Origin of the sequence: Kitasatospora sp. NPDC048298 (genome assembly GCF_043201465.1) — a bacterium.
Classification (GTDB): Bacteria; Actinomycetota; Actinomycetes; order Streptomycetales; family Streptomycetaceae; genus Kitasatospora.
The window spans coordinates 1-19661 of record NZ_JBICYZ010000060.1; the positions used below are offsets into that span (position 1 = coordinate 1).

A 19661-nucleotide genomic window follows, 5' to 3' on the forward strand; every position below is an offset into this window, starting at 1 on the left:
ACACCACCCCCCCCCCCCCCCCGGGGGGCCCCCCCTAAACCCCCCCCCGCGCCCGCGGGCCCAACCCCCCCCCCCCCCCCCCCCCCCCCCCGGGGGGGCCCCCCCCCGGCCGCGGGGGGGGGGCCCCTCCTCGTGCGCGCGGGGGCGTTACCTGGCGACCTTCATGGCGTCCCGGATCGCCCGGGTCCGCTCGGCGGCCTGGGTGACGGTGAGGGCCTGGGCGCCCCCGCCGGCGGAGACCTTGGTGAAGGTCACCCGGGCGTAGGTCGACTTGTCCGCCCAGATGCAGACCGTGGACTGGGTCTTGAGGGCCTGCAGCGTGTAGACGCCGCAGGAGAGCCGGCCGTTGGAGGCGTGGCCGTCCTGGGCCGGGAAGTCGGCCAGCGGAGTGCTCCAGGAGAGGCCCGACCCGCCCTTCTTGGAGTCCTCGATGATCTGGTCGGGGTCGTTGATCGTCCCGTACAGGCCGGCCACCGAGATGCCGTCCGTCGGGTCGCCGCCCTTGTTGTAGGTGGCGACCACGACGTTGAGGTTGCTGCCGTACTTGTCGGCGTCCTTCGCGTCGGGCTTGGACGGGTCGACGGCCTCCTCCTTGGCGGTCTTCTGGACGTAGCCCTCCGGGAGGTTCTGCGGGGTGGAGATCTTGTAGCTGCCGCCGGAGTCGCTGCCGCCGGAGCTACCGAGGAACTTCCAGGCGGCGAAGCCGCCGCCGCCCAGCACCAGCGCGCCGACCACCAGACCGATCACCAGGCCGCTCCTGCCCTTGGGCTGCTGGGGCGGCGGCGGGTAGCCCGGCTGGCCGTACGGCGCCTGCGGCGGCACACCGTACGGCTGCTGGGGCGCGCCGTAGGGCTGCTGCGGCGGCTGGCCGTACTGCGGCTGGCCGTACGGGGGCTGGGGTGCGCCGTAGGGCTGCTGGGGCGGCTGGCCGTACTGGGGCGGCTGCCCCCCGTACTGCGGCGGCTGGCCGCCGTAAGGCTGCGGCTGTCCCTGCGGGTACTGCTGTCCCTGGCCGTACATCTGCGTTCGTGCTCCCCCGCCGCACCCGCGGCCTGTCGTGGTTCCGGTCGTTCCGGTCCCGTCCGGTCCACCGGACGGGTTTTCGGGCACGCTACCGCACGGTGCCGGGCGGGGGCCGTCCGGCGGCGGCCCGCCCGGGCGCGCCGAAAGCCGTTTCGTCACCCTCCCCCCCGTTACGTAAACTGTGCGTCGTGACCGACACGACGAACCAGCGCCCCGTGAGCACCTTTGCCGGGGACGAAGCAGCAACCCTCCCGACGACCTACACCCCCGCGGACGTAGAGGGCGAGCTGTACGAGCGCTGGGTAGACCGTGGGTACTTCGCCGCGGACGCGAACAGCGACAAGCCCGCGTACACCATCGTCATCCCCCCGCCGAACGTCACCGGCGTCCTGCACCTGGGCCACGCCTTCCAGCACACGCTGATGGACGCGCTGACCCGCCGCAAGCGCATGCAGGGCTACGAGACGCTCTGGCTGCCGGGCATGGACCACGCCGGCATCGCCACCCAGAACAAGGTCGAGCAGCAGCTCGCCGAGGCCGGCCTGTCCCGGCACGACCTGGGCCGCGAGGCCTTCGTCGAGAAGGTCTGGGACTGGAAGAAGAGCTACGGCGGCCGCATCCTCGGCCAGATGCGCCGCCTCGGCGACGGCGTGGACTGGTCGCGCGAGCGCTTCACCATGGACGAGGGCCTGTCCCAGGCCGTCCAGACCATCTTCAAGCGGCTCTTCGACGACGGCCTGATCTACCGCGCCGAGCGCATCATCAACTGGTGCCCGCGCTGCCTCACCGCGCTGTCCGACATCGAGGTCGAGCACGAGGACGTGCCGGGCGAGCTGGTCTCGATCCGCTACGGCGAGGGCGACGACTCGATCATCGTCGCCACCACCCGGGCCGAGACGATGCTGGGCGACACCGCGGTGGCCGTCCACCCCGAGGACGAGCGCTACAAGCACCTGGTCGGCCGCACCATCAAGCTGCCGCTGACCGACCGTGAGATCCCGGTCGTCGCGGACGAGCACGTCGACCCGGAGTTCGGCACCGGCGCCGTCAAGGTGACGCCGGCCCACGACCCGAACGACTTCGCCATCGGCCAGCGCCACGACCTGCCCAACCTGTCCGTCATGGACGAGCGCGGTGCGATCACCGTGCACGGCCCCTTCCTCGGCATGGACCGGCTGGAGGCCCGCTCGGCCGTCGTCGGCGCGCTGCGCGAGCAGGGCCGGATCGTCGCCGAGAAGCGTCCGTACATGCACGCGGTCGGCCACTGCTCGCGCTGCCACACCGTGGTCGAGCCGCGGCTGTCGCTGCAGTGGTGGGTCAAGGTCGAGCCGCTGGCCAAGGCCGCCGGCGACGCCGTCCGCGACGGCAAGGTGGACATCCACCCGAAGGAGCTGGAGCGCCGCTACTTCGACTGGGTCGACAACATGTACGACTGGTGCATCTCGCGCCAGCTCTGGTGGGGCCACCGGATCCCGGTCTGGTACGGCCCCGAGGGTGAGGTCGTCTGCGTCGGTCCGGACGAGCAGCCGCCGACCGGCGAGGGCTGGGTCCAGGACCCGGACGTCCTGGACACCTGGTTCTCCTCCGGCCTGTGGCCGTTCTCCACGCTCGGCTGGCCGGAGAAGACCGCCGACCTGGAGAAGTTCTACCCGACCGACGTCCTGGTGACGGGCCACGACATCATCTTCTTCTGGGTCGCCCGGATGATGATGTTCGGCCTGTACGCGATGGACGGCGAGGCGCCGTTCAAGACCGTCGCCCTGACCGGTCTGGTGCGCGACGAGTTCGGCAAGAAGATGTCGAAGTCCTCCGGCACCGCGGTCGACCCGCTGGACTGGATGGACGCCTACGGGGCCGACGCCGTCCGCTTCACCCTGGCCGGCGGTGCCAACCCGGGCGCCGACGTGCCGATCGGCGAGGACTGGGTCAAGGGCTCGCGCAACTTCTGCAACAAGATCTGGAACGCGACCCGCTTCGCGCTGATGAACGGCGCCACCGTCGAGGGCCCGCTGCCCGCGCCGGAGGAGATGACCGCGGTCGACCGCTGGATCCTGTCGCGGCTGAACGCCACCGTCGCCAAGGTGGACGCGCTGTACGACGACTTCCAGTTCGCCAAGGCCACGGACGCGCTGTACCACTTCGCCTGGGACGAGGTCTTCGACTGGTACGTCGAGCTCTCCAAGACCACCCTGGGCAAGGGCGGCCCGCAGGCGGACGCCTCGCGCCGGGTCCTCGGCGAGGTCCTGGACGTCACGCTGCGGCTGCTGCACCCCATCGTCCCGTTCGTCACCGAGGCGCTGTGGACGGCGCTCACCGGCGCCGAGTCGCTGGTCGTGGCCGAGTGGCCGAAGGACAGCGGCTACCGTGACGCGGCCGCCGAGTCGGAGATCGCCACGCTCCAGCAGGTGGTCACCGAGGTCCGCCGGTTCCGTTCGGACCAGGGCCTCCAGCCCGCGCAGCGCGTCCCGGCCCGGCTGGAGCTGGCCGGCACCGTGCTGGCCGTCCACGAGGACGCGATCCGCTCGCTGCTGCGGCTGACCGTCCCCGAGGAGGGCTTCGCGGCCACCGCCTCGCTGCCGGTCGCCGGCGCCACCGTCGCGCTGGACCTCTCCGGCACGATCGACGTCGCGGCCGAGCGCAAGCGCCTGGCCAAGGACCTCGCGGCCGCCGAGAAGGAGAAGGCCCAGACCACCGCCAAGCTCGGCAACGAGGCGTTCCTCGCCAAGGCGCCGGACGAGGTGGTCGCCAAGATCCGGGGCCGTCAGGAGTCCGCCGAGGCCGACATCGCCCGGATCACCGCCCAGCTCGCGGCGCTGCCGCAGGGCTGAGCCGCCGGTTCCGCCGAAGGGGCCGTACTCCGCGACGCGCGGGGTGCGGCCCTCGGCGTTTTCCGGGGCCGTCTTCCGGGGCCGCCTTCTGGGTCGCTTTCACTACGCCTAATAGCCCAGCAACATTGCTCCCTTCCGGCGAATTATCATCCTGCGACCGGGTGAGGTCCTATTCCGAGCGAATTGATTCCGGTCTTGCCCGCGCGCGTTCGCGGAAGTTTGCAGGTCAGCTGTGTACCGTGTGCACGGAGTTTCCGAATGGGAGTTTCTGCTGAGCGTTCCTGCTGAGCGACGGACGGGAGGGCACGGCGTGGTGGTGACCGAGGAGTTGGCCGACGAACTGCCTGCCGAGGCGGTCGAGGAGGCCAAGGCCAGGGCGGCGACCCTGCTGCTCGCGTTCCGGCACGGCAACCAGATCGCGTTCGACCACGAGCTGGACCTGCTGTTCGCCGAGCACGCCGAGCGCGAGGTGGCCACCCTGCTCGCCTGGATCGCCGCCGAGGCCGTCCGCAAGGCGTACGCCCCCGAGGTCGGCGACAAGGTGCTGCGGGCGATGGCCCGGCGCGCCCCCGAGGACACCGGCGCGGTCGAGGTGGACGAGGAGACCGCGAACGCCGCCCAGTTGATCGAGGCGGTGGCGGCCGGCGAGGTGGCCGAGGTCCGCGGCCTGGTGGCGGCGACGCCCGACACCACCTTCCTGCTGGGCGGTCTGCTGCAGGGCGTCGCGATGATGCTGCCGCTGCTGCCCGACGGTGAACTGGCCGAGATCACGGCTGAGTTGCGGCGTCGGCACGGTGGCGCCGCGCACGTGCCGGAGGCCCGGGCCGGGGTCTGACCCCGGGCCTCCGGCAGGCCGGTCGCGCCGGTTACGGCATGGCGTGCAGGTGCGAACCGATGGTGTTCGCGACCGGGTTGCCCGCCTTGGCGTCCCAGTTGGTCGACCAGGTCATCGCGCCGCCTATGCCAGGCCAGGTGGCGTCCGGCTTGTAGCTGCCGCAGTTGGTACCGGAGGCGAGGCAGTCCAGCGCGCTGTTGACCGTGCCGGCGGCGAGGTACCCGCCGCCCGCGGCGCTGGTGGAGGCCGGCACCCCGAGGCCCACCTGGTCGGGCCGCAGCCCGCCCTTGAGCTGGATGCAGGCCAGCGCGGTGAGGAAGTTCTCGGTGCCCTGCGAGTAGACGTTCCCGTCGCAGCCGTTCATCGCACCGGAGTTGTAGTACTGCATGTTGACGATGGTGAGGATGTCCTTCACGTTCAGCGCCAGCTTGAAGTACTCCATGCCGGTCGACTGCATGTCGATCGTCTGCGGGGCCATGGTGAGGACGAACCCGCTTCCCGCCTTCGCCGCCAGGGCGTGCAGGGCCTGGCCCATGTAGGTGGAGCTGATGCCGTTCTCCAGGTCGATGTCGATCCCGTCGAAGCCGTAACTCTGCATCAGCGCCCAGGCGGTGCCGGTGAAGTTCGCGGCGGAGGCGGAATCGCCCACCCAGACCGTGCCGTTCTGCCCTCCGATGGAGAGCACCACGCGCTTCCCGGCCGCCCGCTTCGCCGCGATGTCGGCCTTGAACTGGGCGTCGGTGTAGCCGCCGAGGCGGGAGGAGAGGGTGGGGTCGAGGGTGAAGCTCAGGCCGCCGCGGGTGGCGGTGGCGTCCGCGAAGGAGACCGCGATGATGTCGTAGGCGGCCGGGACGTCGCTGATCCGCTGGACGGTGGCGCCGTTGTCGAAGTTCTGCCAGTAGCCGGTGAGGATGTGCTTGGGCAGGTTCGGCGGCCTGCCGGTGGACGTGGCGGTGGGGGAGGGGCTGCCGGTGCCCGTGGCGGTGGGCGTCGGGCTGGGTGAGGCCGTGGCGGTCGGGCTCGGCGACGGCTGCGGTCCGCCGGGCCCGAGCAGCGAGACGTCGTCGGCCGCGAAGGCCGGCTGCCCGTACCAGCCGTGCAGGTAGACGGTGACGCTGGTGGTGTTCGGGCCGGTGGTGAAGCTGGTGCTCAGCTGGGTCCAGCCGGTGCCGCCGGGGGTCCAGGTGCTCGGGTCGGTGCCGCCGGTGCCGCGGGCGCCCAGGTAGACGTACGAGCCCTGGACCCAGGAGCTCAGGGTGTACGAGGAGGAGGGCTTCACCGGGACGGTCTGGGTGCACTCGCCGGTGTCGCCGCCGCCCGGGGTGGACTGCAGGGCGTACGTGCCGGAGTGGGTGGTGGCGCTCTGGACCGTGCCGCTCGAACAGGTCCAGCCGGACAGGTTCCCGGTCTCGAAGCCGCCGTTGGTGATCAGGTCGGTGTCGGCGGCGTGGGCTCCGGTGCCGCCGGCGAGCACGAGCCCGCTCAGGCCGACGGCGACGGCGCTCGCACCGGCGAGCAGCGAGTGGACGGCGCGGGTGCGCCGGTGTCGGGCAGGTGGCATGACTCCATCTCCAGTGGGGGAGGCCCGGCGGCGCCTCGTGGGGGAGGAACGCCGTCCGGGGTGTCGATGGTGCGCTTGCGGGAGCTACCGACAACTCAAGTCCCGGTCGGGAACGGAGACTTGCCTCACAAGGTGGAGTAGACCAATTCTGCTGTCAAGGGGGCGTCAGGCGGCCGGTGGTACCGCCTCGGCTCGTTCGGTCGTGGCGATCGCCGCGGTCAGCGCGGCGATCCGGGCCGAGGCCAGGCCGTCGCCGTACGGGCTGGGGGTGGCCGCCAGCCGGGCGAGCCGCTCGGGTGAGTCGGAGAGCCAGGCGCGGGCCAGGGAGCCCAGCTCCTCGCCGGGCCGCACCAGAGCGGCGAAGCCGGCCGCGATCGCCTCCGGTCGCTCGGTGGAGCGGCGCACCACCAGCAGCGGGCGGCCGAGCACGGTGCACTCCTCCTGCACGCCTCCGGAGTCGGAGACCAGCAGTGCCGCGTGGCTCGCCAGGCCCAGGAAGTCGCCGTAGCCGACCGGGCCGGTGACGGCGAGGCGCTCCAGCAGGCCGTCCAGGCCGAAGCGCTCGACGGCGGCCCGGGTGCGCGGGTGCATCGGGAACAGCACCGGGGTGCCGGCCCGGGCGATCCGGTCCAGCTCGGCGAGCACCGCGCCGAGCGCCTCGGCGGTATCGGTGTTCTCCGGGCGGTGCACGGTGGCCAGCACGTACGCGTCCGGGCGCAGCCCGTGCGCGGCGAGCAGCGCGGCGCGGGCGGTCTCGTCCGGCAGCTGACGGCGGACCACCTCGACGACGGTGTTGCCGGTGAGCTCGATCCGCTCCTCGGCCAGCGACTCGGCGCGCAGGTTGGCGACGTTCTCCCCGGTGGCGGCGCAGAGCAGGTCGGAGACGTGGTCGACCATCACCCGGTTGTGCTCCTCGGGCATCGCCCGGTCGAAGCTGCGCAGCCCGGCCTCGACGTGGACCAGCGGGATCTCCCGGGCGTTGGCGGCCAGCGCCCCGGCCAGGGTGGCGTTGGTGTCGCCCTGGACGACCACGGCGGCGGGGCGGTCCTCGGCGAAGGCGGCGTCCAGCTGGCCCAGCGACCGGGCGATCTGGCCGGCCCGGGGGCGGCCGCCGACGCCGGTGAGCAGCTCGGGCTCGGGCAGGTCGAGGTCGCGCAGGAAGCGGCCGGACATCGCCTCGTCCCAGTGCTGGCCGGTGTGCACCAGCCGGGTGGCGTCGCCGAGTTCGTGGATCAGCGGGGCGAGTTTGACCAGCTCGGGGCGGGTGCCGAGGACGACGGCGACGCTGGACGGGGGCAGGCACGTGCTCATGCGGGACTCCGGTCGGGACGTGGTGCGCGGGGGAGGCGTGGGGGTGGCTCAGGACTCGAGCGCGGTGGGGGCGCCGAGGGCGACCTTCTCGGCGTTGCGGCGGGTCTTGGCCCAGCCGTTGCGGCCGAGCAGCATCCGGACCGCGGCCCGGGTGGCGACCACGAACAGGTGGTAGGCGTAGAGCCAGACCAGCAGGCCCCAGAGCAGCGCGGTCAGTCGGCCGCGGTCGGGGTGGGCGGTCCTGCGGTAGGCGAAGCCCCAGAACACCATCGGCAGCGTGGCGAGCACGAAGACGAGCAGCATCCACGGGCCGAACCTGAGCTGGAACTCGGCGGTCTCCTCGGGGAAGAGCACCACCCCGGCGCCGGTGATCCCGAGCGAGAGCGGGAAGAGCAGCACCAGCAGCACGCAGACCACCGGCTGGAGGAAGGTGTACAGCACCTCGGCCTTGCCGGAGAGGGTGTAGTGCGGCGAGCGCAGCACCCGGCCGGCGTAGCGCAGGCACTGCATGTTGCCCTGGGCCCAGCGGGTGCGCTGGGTGAGGAAGCGGCGCAGCGAGATCAGGCCCTCCTGGGAGACCTGGGCCTCGGTGACGTGGGTGAGCCGCCAGCCGGCCAGCCGCAGGTCGAGGCCGGACTCGTAGTCCTCCAGCAGGGCGCGCTCCGGCCAGGGGCGGCCGGCCCGGCCCTCCTCGGCGGTCAGCGAGTCGAGGGCGGTGAGGCGGACGAACTGGCCGTTGCCGCCGAGGCCGACGCTGCCGGTGCGGCGGCGCAGCAGCTGCATGCCGGTGTTGGTGGCCTGGAACTCGACGTCCTGCATCCGCACCAGGGCGCGGGCCAGGGCGTTGGCCGCCCGGCCGCGGCCGGGCAGCGGGAGCTCGTCGTCGGCGTTGCGCATCCGGACGCCGATCTGGACGGCGCCGGTGTCGGGCCGGCCGAGCGCCCTGGCGTTGCAGACCTGGGCGAGGGTGCCCGGGTCGAGCTGCCCGTCGGCGTCGACCACGCCGACCACCACCCGGGAGCGGTCGGCGTCCTCGGGCAGCCAGGCGGAGATCTCCCGGTAGGCGGCGTTGAGGGCGGCGCCCTTGCCGATCCGGGCGTGCGGGCGGCGGCGCTGGACCAGGTGGACCCGCGGGTCGCGGGCCGCGGCGGCGAGCACCAGCTCGCGGGTGGCGTCCTCGCTGTCGTCGTCGATCACCCAGAGGTGGGCCTCGGGCGCGGCGGCCCGCAGGCCGTCCAGGGTCTGGGTGACCACGGCCTCCTCGTCGCGGCAGGGGATGACCAGGTGCCAGCGGAAGGCGGTGGGGTCGCCGGGTTCGGCGGGGCGGTTGTGCCGGAAGGCGTGCCGGGAGCCCGCCCAGTACACGAGGAAGCGTCCGAAGACGAGGGCCATGTAGCCGACGAGGGCCAGCGAGATCAGTCCGGCGACCCAGACGACGGTGTCCTGGCGGAGCACGATCCAGTCGTGCAGGGCGTCAGGCATGGCGCGATGCTCCTCGTGATCAAAGGTCGAAGGCTCCTATCGGCTGCGAATCGATGCTTCATTGCGGGTCAAATCGCCAAATCAATAGTAAAGGGACGAAACTAGGTGATCATGGAAAAGAACGGGCAAAGTGGTCGTTCTCACCCCGTGAGGAGGACCCGTCGGCGCTCCGTAGACTGTGGTCGTGAGCGACAAGGCCGACCCGAACCCGTACACCATCCGCCCCGCCGACGGCGGCACCGGCGACGCCCTGCGCGACGTCGAGGTGGAGCTCTCCGAGCGCTGGCCGGAGAACAAGCTGGAGCCCTCGCTCGACCGGATCGAGGCGCTGATGGACATCCTGGGCCAGCCCCAGCGGTCCTTCCCCTCCATCCACATCACCGGCACCAACGGCAAGACCTCCACCGCCCGGATGATCGAGCAGCTGCTCAACACCTTCGAACTGCGCACCGGCCGCTACACCAGCCCGCACGTGGAGTCCGTCACCGAGCGGATCAGCCTGGACGGCGCCCCGATCACCCCCGAGCGCTTCGTCGAGGTCTACCGCGACATCGAGCCCTACGTGCAGATGGTCGACGCGGCCCAGCCGGTGCCGATGTCCTTCTTCGAGGTGCTGACCGGCATGGCCTACGCGGCCTTCGCCGACGCCCCGGTGGACGTCGCCGTGGTCGAGGTCGGCATGGGCGGCTCCTGGGACGCCACCAACGTCATCGACGCCGCCGTCGCGGTGATCACCCCGATCGGACTGGACCACACCGACAAGCTCGGCGAGACCACCGGCGAGATCGCGGGCGAGAAGTCCGGGATCATCAAGTCCGGCTCCGTCGCCGTCGTCGCCCAGCAGCAGCTGGACGCGGCCCAGACCATCCTGCGCCGCGCCGTCGAGGTGGACGCCACGGTCGCCCGCGAGGGCATGGAGTTCGGCGTGATCCGCCGCGAACTCGCCGTCGGCGGCCAGCTGGTGACGCTGCGCGGACTCGGCGGCGAGGAGTACGAGGACGTCTTCATCCCGCTGCACGGCGAGTACCAGGCGCAAAACGCGGCCCTCGCACTCGCCGCGGTCGAGGCCTTCTTCGGCGTCGGCGGCGCGCGCGGCGGGCAGCTGGACGTGGAGAAGATCCGTCAGGCCTTCTCCGGCGTCTCCTCGCCGGGCCGCCTGGAGGTCGTCCGCCGCAGCCCCACGATCATCCTGGACGCCGCCCACAACCCGCACGGAGCCCGCGCCACCGTGGCCGCGCTCACCGAGTCCTTCGGCTTCACCCGGCTCGTCGGCGTGATCGGCACCTCCGGGGACAAGGACGTGGCCGGCGTGCTGGAGGCCTTCGAGCCGATCCTGGCCGAGGTCGTCATCACCCAGAACTCCACCCACCGCGCGATGGACGTCGACGCGCTCGCCGCCCTGGCCGTCGAGGTCTTCGGCGAGGACCGCGTCCAGGTCGAGCCCCGGCTCGACGACGCCATCGCCGCCGCCGTCACCCTCGCCGAGGAGGAGGGCGACCTCGGTGGCGCCGGGGTGCTGGTCACCGGTTCGGTCATCACGGTGGGCGAGGCCCGCCTGCTGCTCGGGAGGAAGTGACATGAGGACGCTCTGCTCCTCGACGCTGATCGGCGAAGCGCTCCTGATCATGTTCGCGGCGCTGGTCGCGATGCGGCTCTCCGACGTCTCCACCGGGGAGATCTGGACGGTCAGCGGCATCGCGATGGCCCTGTGCATCGCGCTCTGCGGCATGATCAACCGCCCCGGCGCGGTGCAGATCGGCTGGGCGCTGCAGATCGGACTGATCGCCGGCGGCTTCATCCTGCCGACCATGTTCGGCCTCGGCGTGGTCTTCGCCGGCCTGTGGTGGTGCTCGGTGCACTACGGCCGCAAGGTGGACGACTTCAAGGCCGCCCGGGCCGCCGCCGAGGCCGCCGCCGTACACGCCTGAGGCCCGGACCGGCCGACCGACACGCCGTGTACGCAAGGTAACCTCTGCCCTGTCGGCACCGCTTGTCGACCCGACTGTCTGCCGAACCGAATCCCCAGGAGACGCACCGTGTCCCAGCGCACTCTCGTCCTGCTCAAGCCCGACGCCGTCCGCCGTGGCCTGGCCGGCGAGATCATCAGCCGCTTCGAGCGCAAGGCCGGCTGGCGCTTCGCCGCCATCGAGCTGCGCACCTTCGACCGGGCGACGCTGGAGCAGCACTACGCGGAGCACGTCGGCCGCCCGTTCTACGAGCCGCTGCTGGAGTTCATGACCTCCGGTCCGTCGATCGCGCTGATCGTCGAGGGCGAGGAGGTCGTCAAGGGCATCCGCATGCTGGCCGGCGCCACCAACCCGCTGGAGGCCGGGGCCGGCACCATCCGCGGCGACTACGCGACGATCACCCGCGAGAACCTGATCCACGCCTCCGACTCCCCGGAGTCCGCCGAGCGCGAGATCAAGATCTTCTTCCCCGCGCACGCCTGATCCGGCGAGCCGGAACCGGGCGACACGCCCGGGGGGACGTTAGTACCGCCCCGGTCGGGACCATTGGCCCGGCCGGGGCATTCTTATCGTGAAATAGGGAACTGGCGGCGCCGACACGGCGTCCCAATCCTCGGAGAAGCGATCACGCCCCGGACAATGGACGGTATGCCCCACGTCGACGTCCGTACCGCGCGGCGTGACTACGATGGACGCGACTCAAGGGCCCGGTAAGGCAGCTCAGCTGGTCTCCGCCCAAGCGTGGGCGCGCATTCGTCCACCCCCCATGAACTCCGAGCCCGGGAAGGCACCCACACCCCATGGCGAGCAACCTGTCGTTCATCGGCCGCGACTTGGCGATCGACCTCGGAACAGCCAACACGCTGGTGTACGTCAGGGGCAAGGGCATCGTCCTGAACGAGCCGTCCGTCGTCGCGGTGAACACCAACACCGGCGGGATCCTCGCCGTCGGTGCCGAGGCCAAGAAGATGATCGGCCGGACCCCGGGCAACATCGTCGCCATCCGCCCGCTCAAGGACGGCGTGATCGCCGACTTCGAGATCACCGAGCGGATGCTGCGGTACTTCATCCTCAAGATCCACCGCCGCCGCTACCTCGCCCGCCCCCGCGTCGTGGTCTGCGTGCCCTCCGGCATCACCGGCGTCGAGCGCCGCGCCGTCATCGAGGCCTCCTCCCAGGCCGGCGCCCGCCAGGTGCACATCATCGAGGAGCCGATGGCCGCCGCCATCGGCGCCGGCCTGCCCGTCCACGAGGCCACCGGCAACATGGTCGTCGATATCGGCGGCGGCACCACCGAGGTCGCCGTGATCTCCCTCGGCGGCATCGTCACCGCCCAGTCCATCCGGGTGGCCGGCGACGAACTGGACAACGCGATCGTCCAGCACATCAAGAAGGAGTACTCGCTGCTCCTCGGCGAGCGCAGCGCCGAACAGATCAAGATGAGCATCGGCAGCGCCTTCGGCCTCGAGGGCGAGAAGGACGAGCACGCCGAGATCCGCGGCCGCGACCTGGTCAGCGGCCTGCCCAAGACCGTCGTCATCTCCGCCGCCGAGGTCCGCGAGGCCATCGACGAGCCGGTCAACGCGATCATCGACGCGGTCAAGACCACCCTCGACCAGTGCCCGCCCGAGCTGGCCGGCGACGTCATGGACCGGGGCATCGTGCTCACCGGCGGCGGCGCCCTGCTGCGCGGACTGGACGAGCGGCTGCGCCGCGAGACCGGCATGCCGATCCACATCGCGGAGAACCCGCTCGACTCCGTCGCGCTCGGCTCCGGCAAGTGCGTCGAGGAGTTCGAGGCGCTCCAGCAGGTACTCGACGCCTCGCCGCGTCGTTGACAGGTCGCCGCACCACCGGTACCACGCGTCACATCCGACACTCGACTGAACGGGCCGCCGCCCGGGCCCCACAGCCCCGGGCGGCGGCCGGGTACGAAGGGGCAGTACCAGCACCGTGAGGGACACACGAGAGAGCCGGCTGCTGCTGATCCTGCTGGTGGCCGTCGCCTTCGCGCTGATCACCGTGGACATCAAGGGCGGTGAGGACTCCCCGCTCGGCCCGGCCCGGCACGCCGCCGCCAGCGTCCTCGGACCGGTCGAGCGCGGCGCCGCCACCGTCGTCGACCCGGTCGCCGACACCGTCCGCGCCTTCCGGGACGCGGCCACCGACAGCGGCCGCACCGACCAGCTCGCCCGCGAGAACACCGAACTGCGGCAGAAGCTCGCCTCCTCCGACATGGCCACCGGACGCACCAAGCAACTGGACGACCTGCTGCGCACCGCCGGCTCCGGCGGCTACACCGTCAAGGCCGCCCAGGTCATCGCGATCGGCCCGGCCCAGGGCTTCTCCTGGACCATCACCATCGACGCCGGCAGCGACGACGGCCTCACCCGCGACATGACGGTGATCAACGGCCAGGGCCTGGTCGGCCGGATCACCACCGTCGCCCCGACCACCGCCACCGTGCTGCTCGCCTCCGACCCCGGCTTCTCGGCCGGCACCCGGCTGGAGGGCACCGGCGAGATCGGCTTCGCCTCCGGCGGCGGCGACAGCCCGATGAAGGTCTCCCTGCTCAACGGCAAGGCCCAGGTCAAGGCCGGCGACCGGCTGGTCACCTTCGGCTCGCAGAGCGGCCGCCCGTTCGTGCCCGGCGTCCCGGTCGGCAAGGTCACCGAGGTCCAGGCCAACGCCGGCCAGCTGACCAAGACCGTCCTGGTCGAGCCCTTCGTCCAGTTCACCCGGCTGGACCTGGTCGGCGTGGTGGTCGTGCCGCCGCGCACCGACCCGCGCGACGCCGTCCTGCCGCCGGCGCCCGCCCCGGGCCAGCCGGCCGCCGCGCCGGGCCAGGTCCCGGCCGCGCTCCCCGGCCAGGCCCCGGCCCTCGTGCCCGCCGCCCCGCCCGCACAGCCCACTGGGGGGAACTGAGCCATGCGCCTCGCCCGCATCCCCGTCTCCGCCGGCCTCGTCCTGTTCGGCCTGATCCTCCAGGTCAGCGTCTTCGGCCGGCTCCAGCTCCCGGGAGCCACCCCGGACATACTGCTGCTCGTCGTGGTCGGCCTCGCCATGGTCTACGGGCCCACCGGCGGCTGCCTGGTCGGCTTCTTCGGGGGCCTGCTGGCCGACCTCGCGCCGCCCTCCGACCACGCGATCGGCCGCTACGCGCTGGTGCTCTGCCTGATGGGCTACGCCGCCGGACTGCTGCGCCCGGACCACGGCCGCCAGCGCTCGGTGACCGGCTCGCTGCTCGTGGTCGGCGTCGCGGCGGTCGCCTCCACCCTGCTCTACGCGATGGTCGGCGCCCTGGTCGGCGACACCGCGGCCCGGCACGTCGGCCTCGGCGGACTGGTGATCAGCGCCCTGCTCTACGACCTGCTGCTGGCGCCCTTCGTGGTGCCGCTGGTGATGTACCTCGGCCGCCGCTTCGGGCGCGACCCGGTGAGCGCCGCGGACGACGACGAGGGCGGCTCCGGCCTGGGCACGCTGTCCCGCTACCGGACCACCCGCGACTCCTCCTCCGGTCCGTCGTACAGGAAGCGGCGCGTGCCCGGCTTCGCCCGCCGCCCGTAACCGGCCCGGCCCCGACCACCCGACCTCCCCGCATCCTGGAGCGCACGAGACGTGAGCAACATCCCCGAGACCGGACGCACCCGACGGGTGACGATCCGTCTGGTGGTGCTGCAGATCCTGGTGCTGTCGCTGCTCGCCACCCTCGGCGGGCGGCTGTGGTACCTGCAGATCCGCAACGCCAAGGAGTACACCGCGAAGGCGACCGGCAACCACATCCGCGAGGTGGTCGAGCCGGCCGTCCGCGGCGAGATCCTGGACGCGTCCGGGCGGGTGCTGGCCGGCAACGAGACCCGGCTGGTGGTCTCCGTCAGCCGCACCTCGCTGCTGCAGCAGAAGGACGGCGGCAAGGCGGTGCTGTCCCGGCTGGCCGAGGTGCTGGGGATGCCCGCCAAGGACGTGCAGGAGAAGGTCCGGCTCTGCGACGCCAAGACCTCGCAGCCCTGCTGGAACGGTTCGCCGTACCAGCCGATCCCGGTCACCAAGGAGGCGACCACCCAGCAGGCGATGCAGATAATGGAGCGCCGCGAGGACTTCCCCGGGGTCACCGCGCAGCCCACCGCCGTGCGCCGCTACACCGGCGCCGAGGGCGCCAACATGGCCCAGGTGCTCGGCTACCTCTCGCCGGTCACCGACGAGGAGGTCAGCAAGACCTCCGGCAAGAGCGGCCTGGACCGCTACCTGCCGGCCGACCAGATCGGGCGGGCCGGCCTGGAGTCGGTGTACGACCGCGACCTGCGCGGCACCGCGGGCATCACCAAGCTGGAGGTGGACAACCTCGGCCGGGTGATCGGCAACGCCGGCACCGTCGCCCCGCAGACCGGCGACAACCTGGTCACCAGCATCGACGCCCGGGTGCAGAAGGTGGTCGAGGACAACCTGGCGCAGGCCATGAACGACGCCAGGAACACCTTCGACAAGGTCACCAACCGCAACTACGAGGCCGACTCCGGCGCCGCCGTGGTGATGGACGTCCACACCGGGCGGATCGTCGCGATGGCGAGCGCCCCGACCTACGACCCGAACCTCTGGGTGGGCGGCATCAGCGGCAAGGACTACCAGTCGCTGACCAGCAAGGAGTCCAACTTCCCGCTGCTGAACCGGGCCATACAGGGCCAGTCCGCCCCCGGCTCGACCTTCAAGGTCATCTCCACCACCGCCGCCGTGCAGGCCGGCTACTCGCTGGACGGCCACTACGACTGCCCGAAGAGCATGACCATCGGCGGCCGCGAGTTCAAGAACTTCGAGAGCGAGAACTTCGGCCAGATCTCCCTGGAGAAGGCGCTCGAGGTCTCCTGTGACACCGTCTTCTACGGCCTGGCGTACGACCAGTGGATGAAGGACGGCGGCATCAAGCCCAAGAAGGACCCGGGCGACTGGTTCTTCAAGACCGCCCACCAGTTCGGCCTCGGCGCCAAGACCGGCATCGACCTGCCGGCCGAGGTGCCCGGCCGGGTGCCGGACCGGCAGTGGAAGCAGTCCTTCTACGACAACAACAAGGACGCCTGGTGCGCCCAGGGGCAGAAGGGCGGCAACAGCTACTCCGACCAGATCGCCCGGGAGAACTGCGTCGACGGCTACCAGATGCGCGCCGGTGACGCCGTCAACTTCGCGATCGGCCAGGGCGACACCCTCGTCACCCCGGTCCAGATGGCCCGGATCTACTCGGCGCTCGCCAACGGCGGCACCTTCTACCGGCCGACCATCGCCAAGGCCGTGATAAGCCCGGGTGGGGACCTCGTCCGCGAGATCGCCCCGCAGGCGGACGCCCAGTTCCCCGGCGACCAGAAGCTGCTCAGCTACATCGACCAGGCCACCGAGAGCGTCATCAAGTCCGGTACCGCCGCCTGGAAGTTCAACGGCTGGCCGCAGGACAAGATCGCGCTGCACGCCAAGACCGGCACCGCCGAGGTCGAGGGCAAGCAGACCACCTCCTGGCTGACCACGTACAGCAAGGACTACGCCGTCGTCATGACGATCAGCCAGGGCGGCACCGGCTCCGGCGGTTCCGGTGACGCCATCCGCCGGATCTACCAGGCGCTGTACGGCGTGGACGACAAGGGCACCATCGACAACGGCAAGGCGCTGCTGCCCGCGCCGCAGACCGAGCTGCCGAAGTTCAACCCGGACGGCACCGCGATCATCAAGCCGGTCGCGTACGGCGCCGGCCAGGCGGCGGGCGTGCAGGGCCAGGGCCCGGCTCAGTTCCAGGGGGCGAGCGTCGTGCCGGCCGCCGCACTGCCCGACGCGGACGCGGCGCAGCCGGCCCCCGCGACGACCTTCCTCGACCGGACGCCGCCGACCGACCGTCCGGCGTCGTACACCGCGGCCGACGCCGCGCTCGAACCCTCGCGCGGACCGGGAAGGGGACGGGCATGACCTCCTACGGCTCGTACCGGCAGCTGCGGCTGGCCCCGCAGCGCAGCGGGGTCTCCAAGGCCCTGGCCAAGGACTCCCCGCTCTGGCGGCTGGACTGGATACTGCTGGTAGCCGCGCTGGCCCTGTCGGCCGGCAGCTCGCTGCTGGTCTGGTCGGCCACCCGCGGGCGCGACTCGCTGACCCACGGGGACCCGCAGTACTTCCTGTACCGGCACCTGACCAACTTCGTGGTCGGGCTGGTGCTGTGCTCCGTGGTGATAGCGATAGGGAGCCGGCGCTTCCGCACGATCGTGCCGTTCCTGTACGTCGGCGTGATCGTGATGCTGCTGGCGACGCTCAGCCCGCTCGGCTCGACCATCAACGGCGCGCACTCGTGGATCCAGCTCGGCGGCGGCTTCTCGATCCAGCCGGCCGAGTTCGCGAAGCTCGCGATCGTGCTGGCGATGGCGGTCGTGCTGTCGGACCAGGTGGACGCGGGGGAGCGGGAGTTCCCCTCGCACCGGGCCGTGTTCCGGGGCCTGCTCTGGGCCGGCCTGCCGATGGCCATAGTGATGCTGATGCCGGACGCCGGCTCGGTGATGGTGATGGCCGCGATCGTGCTGGGCATCCTGCTCGGCTCGGGCGCCGCGAACCGCTGGGTGCTCGGCCTGCTGATGGCGGGCACCGCCGGGTGCGTGGCGATCTGGAAGTTCGGGCTGCTGAGCCAGTACCAGATCGACCGCTTCGCCGCCTTCGCCAACCCGCAGCTGGACCCGAACGGCGTCGGCTACAACACCGCCCAGGCCCGGATCGCGATCGGCTCGGGCGGGCTGACCGGCAAGGGGCTGTTCCACGGCACCCAGACCGTCGGGCAATTCGTGCCGGAGCAGCAGACCGACTTCGTGTTCACCGTGGCCGGCGAGGAGCTGGGCTTCATCGGGGCGCTGGCGATCATCGCGCTGGTCGGCGTCATCCTCTGGCGGGCCTGCCGGATCGCCCGGCAGGCGACCGACCTGTACGGGACGATCGTGGCGGCCGGGGTCATCGCCTGGCTGTCCTTCCAGGCCTTCGAGAACATCGGGATGTGCCTGGGCATCATGCCGGTCGCGGGCATCCCGCTGCCGTTCGTCTCGTACGGCGGCTCGTCGATGTTCGCGAACTGGCTGGCCATCGGGCTGCTCCAGGCGGTGCGGAGCCAGCGGCCGATAGCGGCCTGAGCGCGCTCCGCGGCGGGGCCGGTCCGGGACTTCCCGGGCCGGCCCCGCCGTCGTGTCGCGGCCGGCGTGACCTGTCGGACGCGGTCCTGGATGCGGTCCTGGACGCAGCCCTAGCGGAGGCAGTCGGCGGTGGCGAGGACGGCGCGGGTCTGGTGCGCGAGTTGCTCCTGGACGGGGACCCAGCGGACGCCGAAACGGTGGCGCAGCCGGTCCAGGCTGTCGCCGACGACGGCGCGGGCGCGGTCCCGGGCGGCCTCGGCGGCGGGCCCGCGGGCGTCGGCGAGCAGCCGCAGCAGGATCGACGCGACCCGCAGCGGCACCCGGGCCGCGACCAGTCCGGCGGTGGTCACCCGGGAGACCGTGAGCGGCTCGGCGCCCCAGCGCTCCAGCCACTCCCCGGCCACCCGCGGGGCGACCGCCAGACTGGACACGGCGGTGCGCAGCAGCGCGCCGGACGCCTCGGCGCCGTACGCCCGCGCGCCGTGCGCGGGGACGGCCGGGAGCAGGGCGGTGAGCTGCCCGGCACGGAGGGTGAGGTCGCGGGCGGCCGCCGCGAGGGCCTGCGCCCCGGCCGGGTGGGGGCGGGCGTCGCCGACCGCGTCGACGGCCCACATCGGAACCTCCAGGACGGCGCTGACCGCGCCGTACCCCGCCGCGTACGACCAGGTGGACAGCTCGGGCTCGTCCGGCAGGGCCCGGGAGCCCCCGGCGCCCGGGGCCGGCATCAGATAGGTGCCGGGGTCCGGGCTGGCCCAGCCGATCGCGTCGTAGGAGTCCACGTCGAGCGGGACGCCGGCCCGCTCCGCGGAGCGGGCGAAGCGCCCGGCCAGGCCCCGGACCGGGCGGGTGAGCTGGACGAACGCGCCGCCGAAGTCCACCCCGTGCAGCGAACACTGGAGGAAGGGGCGCAGCTCGTCGATCAGGCCGGTCAGTGCCAGGCTCTCCGGCATCGGCGGGCGGCCGGAGCCGGGGGCGGGCAGCAGTTCGGGCTGCTCCTCGAAGGAGGGGCGGAAGAAGTGCTCGTAGTGGCGCCGCATGGTGAGCGGGCCGTCCAGCCAGCCGGCGTTGAGCGCGGCGCCGTCCGGGTCGAGGCAGAGCAGCAGGTGCCAGGAGAGCCCGGGGCGGGCGGGGCGGTCCAGCAGCACTTCGGCGAGCCGGACCGTTCCGGCGGTGCCGATCGGCTCGTTGGGGTGCGGGCCGCCGACCACCAGCACCGCGCGCGGCCCGCGGTCCACGGAGAGCAGCATCAGCGGGCGCCCGGCCCGGGAACGGCCCACCTCGCGCAGCCGGCAGCGGTCCGGGTGCCGCAGTGCGAGCCGCCGCACGGCGGACTCGGCCTGGGCCGGCGTGGGGTAGCGGGCCGGCCGGGTGTCGAGGGGCCGGAGCGGGCGGATCCGCCGACCGGTGTCGGTCATGGTTCTCCTAGCGCCGGTCGTACGGCCGCCGGGGCGCGGGCGTGCGGGTGCGCCGCCGGGCACGGCGTGCGGGCGGGGGACGGGGACGGACGGGGCGGCA

Annotated in this window: 15 protein-coding genes; 10 read left to right on the forward strand and 5 right to left on the reverse strand. The window is 72.3% G+C overall.

What is annotated here, in order from left to right:
• Positions 1-147: 147 nt before the first annotated feature.
• Complete coding sequence (locus ACGF0D_RS32975) at positions 148-1020, reverse strand: hypothetical protein (protein ID WP_392922547.1); 873 nt, start codon at positions 1018-1020, stop codon at positions 148-150.
• A gap of 191 nt (positions 1021-1211) precedes the next feature.
• On the opposite strand from ACGF0D_RS32975, the gene ACGF0D_RS32980 reads away from it, so the two are divergent.
• Both ACGF0D_RS32980 and ACGF0D_RS32985 read left to right on the forward strand, forming a co-directional pair.
• Positions 1212-3851 carry a valine--tRNA ligase gene (locus tag ACGF0D_RS32980; RefSeq protein ID WP_392922550.1) on the forward strand — a complete coding sequence of 880 codons (2640 nt, stop codon included), beginning with the start codon at positions 1212-1214 and terminating at the stop codon, positions 3849-3851.
• Positions 3852-4161: 310 nt separating this feature from the next.
• Positions 4162-4686, forward strand: a complete 525-nt coding sequence (locus ACGF0D_RS32985; protein WP_392870008.1) for a hypothetical protein — start codon at positions 4162-4164, stop codon at positions 4684-4686.
• 31 nt (positions 4687-4717) lie between these two features.
• On the opposite strand, the gene ACGF0D_RS32990 is transcribed toward ACGF0D_RS32985, so the two are convergent.
• The 3 genes from ACGF0D_RS32990 to ACGF0D_RS33000 form a co-directional block, all read right to left on the reverse strand.
• Positions 4718-6247, reverse strand: a complete 1530-nt coding sequence (locus tag ACGF0D_RS32990; protein ID WP_392922552.1) for a chitinase — start codon at positions 6245-6247, stop codon at positions 4718-4720.
• Positions 6248-6412: 165 nt separating this feature from the next.
• Entirely contained in the window at positions 6413-7558 is a 1146-nt protein-coding gene (gene wecB, locus ACGF0D_RS32995; RefSeq protein WP_392922555.1) for a non-hydrolyzing UDP-N-acetylglucosamine 2-epimerase, read from the reverse strand.
• 48 nt (positions 7559-7606) lie between these two features.
• A complete protein-coding gene (locus tag ACGF0D_RS33000) occupies positions 7607-9040 on the reverse strand; it encodes a glycosyltransferase family 2 protein (RefSeq protein WP_392922558.1) in 1434 nt (477 codons plus the stop codon).
• A gap of 184 nt (positions 9041-9224) precedes the next feature.
• Between ACGF0D_RS33000 and ACGF0D_RS33005 the strand changes: the two genes are divergently transcribed.
• The 8 genes from ACGF0D_RS33005 to rodA all read left to right on the forward strand — a co-directional run bounded on the left by ACGF0D_RS33005 (position 9225) and on the right by rodA (position 18146).
• Positions 9225-10616, forward strand: a complete 1392-nt coding sequence (locus tag ACGF0D_RS33005) for a bifunctional folylpolyglutamate synthase/dihydrofolate synthase (protein ID WP_392922561.1) — start codon at positions 9225-9227, stop codon at positions 10614-10616.
• A gap of 1 nt (position 10617) precedes the next feature.
• Complete coding sequence (locus tag ACGF0D_RS33010; protein ID WP_392869995.1) at positions 10618-10968, forward strand: DUF4233 domain-containing protein; 351 nt, start codon at positions 10618-10620, stop codon at positions 10966-10968.
• A gap of 108 nt (positions 10969-11076) precedes the next feature.
• Entirely contained in the window at positions 11077-11490 is a 414-nt protein-coding gene (gene ndk / locus ACGF0D_RS33015) for a nucleoside-diphosphate kinase (RefSeq protein ID WP_188301144.1), read from the forward strand.
• A gap of 329 nt (positions 11491-11819) precedes the next feature.
• Positions 11820-12845: a rod shape-determining protein gene (locus tag ACGF0D_RS33020; protein ID WP_049648984.1), complete on the forward strand. Its 1026-nt coding sequence runs from the start codon at positions 11820-11822 to the stop codon at positions 12843-12845.
• Between the two features lie 115 nt (positions 12846-12960).
• On the forward strand, positions 12961-13932 hold the full coding sequence (gene mreC / locus ACGF0D_RS33025) for a rod shape-determining protein MreC (RefSeq protein WP_392922563.1): 972 nt from the start codon (positions 12961-12963) through the stop codon (positions 13930-13932).
• Between the two features lie 3 nt (positions 13933-13935).
• On the forward strand, positions 13936-14574 hold the full coding sequence (gene mreD, locus ACGF0D_RS33030) for a rod shape-determining protein MreD (protein ID WP_392869990.1): 639 nt from the start codon (positions 13936-13938) through the stop codon (positions 14572-14574).
• A 51-nt stretch (positions 14575-14625) separates the two neighbouring features.
• Positions 14626-16950, forward strand: coding sequence for a penicillin-binding protein 2 (gene mrdA, locus ACGF0D_RS33035; protein ID WP_392922566.1), 2325 nt, complete (start codon positions 14626-14628; stop codon positions 16948-16950).
• Positions 16947-18146, forward strand: coding sequence for a rod shape-determining protein RodA (gene rodA, locus ACGF0D_RS33040; protein WP_392869983.1), 1200 nt, complete (start codon positions 16947-16949; stop codon positions 18144-18146). The genes mrdA and rodA overlap by 4 nt, the downstream gene beginning before the upstream one ends.
• Positions 18147-18256: 110 nt before the next feature.
• Here the strand turns inward: rodA and ACGF0D_RS33045 are convergent, their stop codons facing one another.
• A complete protein-coding gene (locus tag ACGF0D_RS33045) occupies positions 18257-19561 on the reverse strand; it encodes a M14 family zinc carboxypeptidase (protein WP_392922569.1) in 1305 nt (434 codons plus the stop codon).
• Between the last annotated feature and the right edge of the window lie 100 nt (positions 19562-19661).

What these genes read in the sequence shown, in the direction of transcription:
- ACGF0D_RS32975 (WP_392922547.1), bottom strand. Translation starts at nt 1,020, where the DNA reads ATGTACGGCCAGGGACAGCAGTACCCGCAGGGACAGCCGCAGCCTTAC.
- ACGF0D_RS32990 (WP_392922552.1), bottom strand. Translation starts at nt 6,247, where the DNA reads ATGCCACCTGCCCGACACCGGCGCACCCGCGCCGTCCACTCGCTGCTC.
- wecB (WP_392922555.1), bottom strand. Translation starts at nt 7,558, where the DNA reads ATGAGCACGTGCCTGCCCCCGTCCAGCGTCGCCGTCGTCCTCGGCACC.
- ACGF0D_RS33000 (WP_392922558.1), bottom strand. Translation starts at nt 9,040, where the DNA reads ATGCCTGACGCCCTGCACGACTGGATCGTGCTCCGCCAGGACACCGTC.
- ACGF0D_RS33010 (WP_392869995.1), top strand. Translation starts at nt 10,618, where the DNA reads ATGAGGACGCTCTGCTCCTCGACGCTGATCGGCGAAGCGCTCCTGATC.
- mreD (WP_392869990.1), top strand. Translation starts at nt 13,936, where the DNA reads ATGCGCCTCGCCCGCATCCCCGTCTCCGCCGGCCTCGTCCTGTTCGGC.
- rodA (WP_392869983.1), top strand. Translation starts at nt 16,947, where the DNA reads ATGACCTCCTACGGCTCGTACCGGCAGCTGCGGCTGGCCCCGCAGCGC.
- ACGF0D_RS33045 (WP_392922569.1), bottom strand. Translation starts at nt 19,561, where the DNA reads ATGACCGACACCGGTCGGCGGATCCGCCCGCTCCGGCCCCTCGACACC.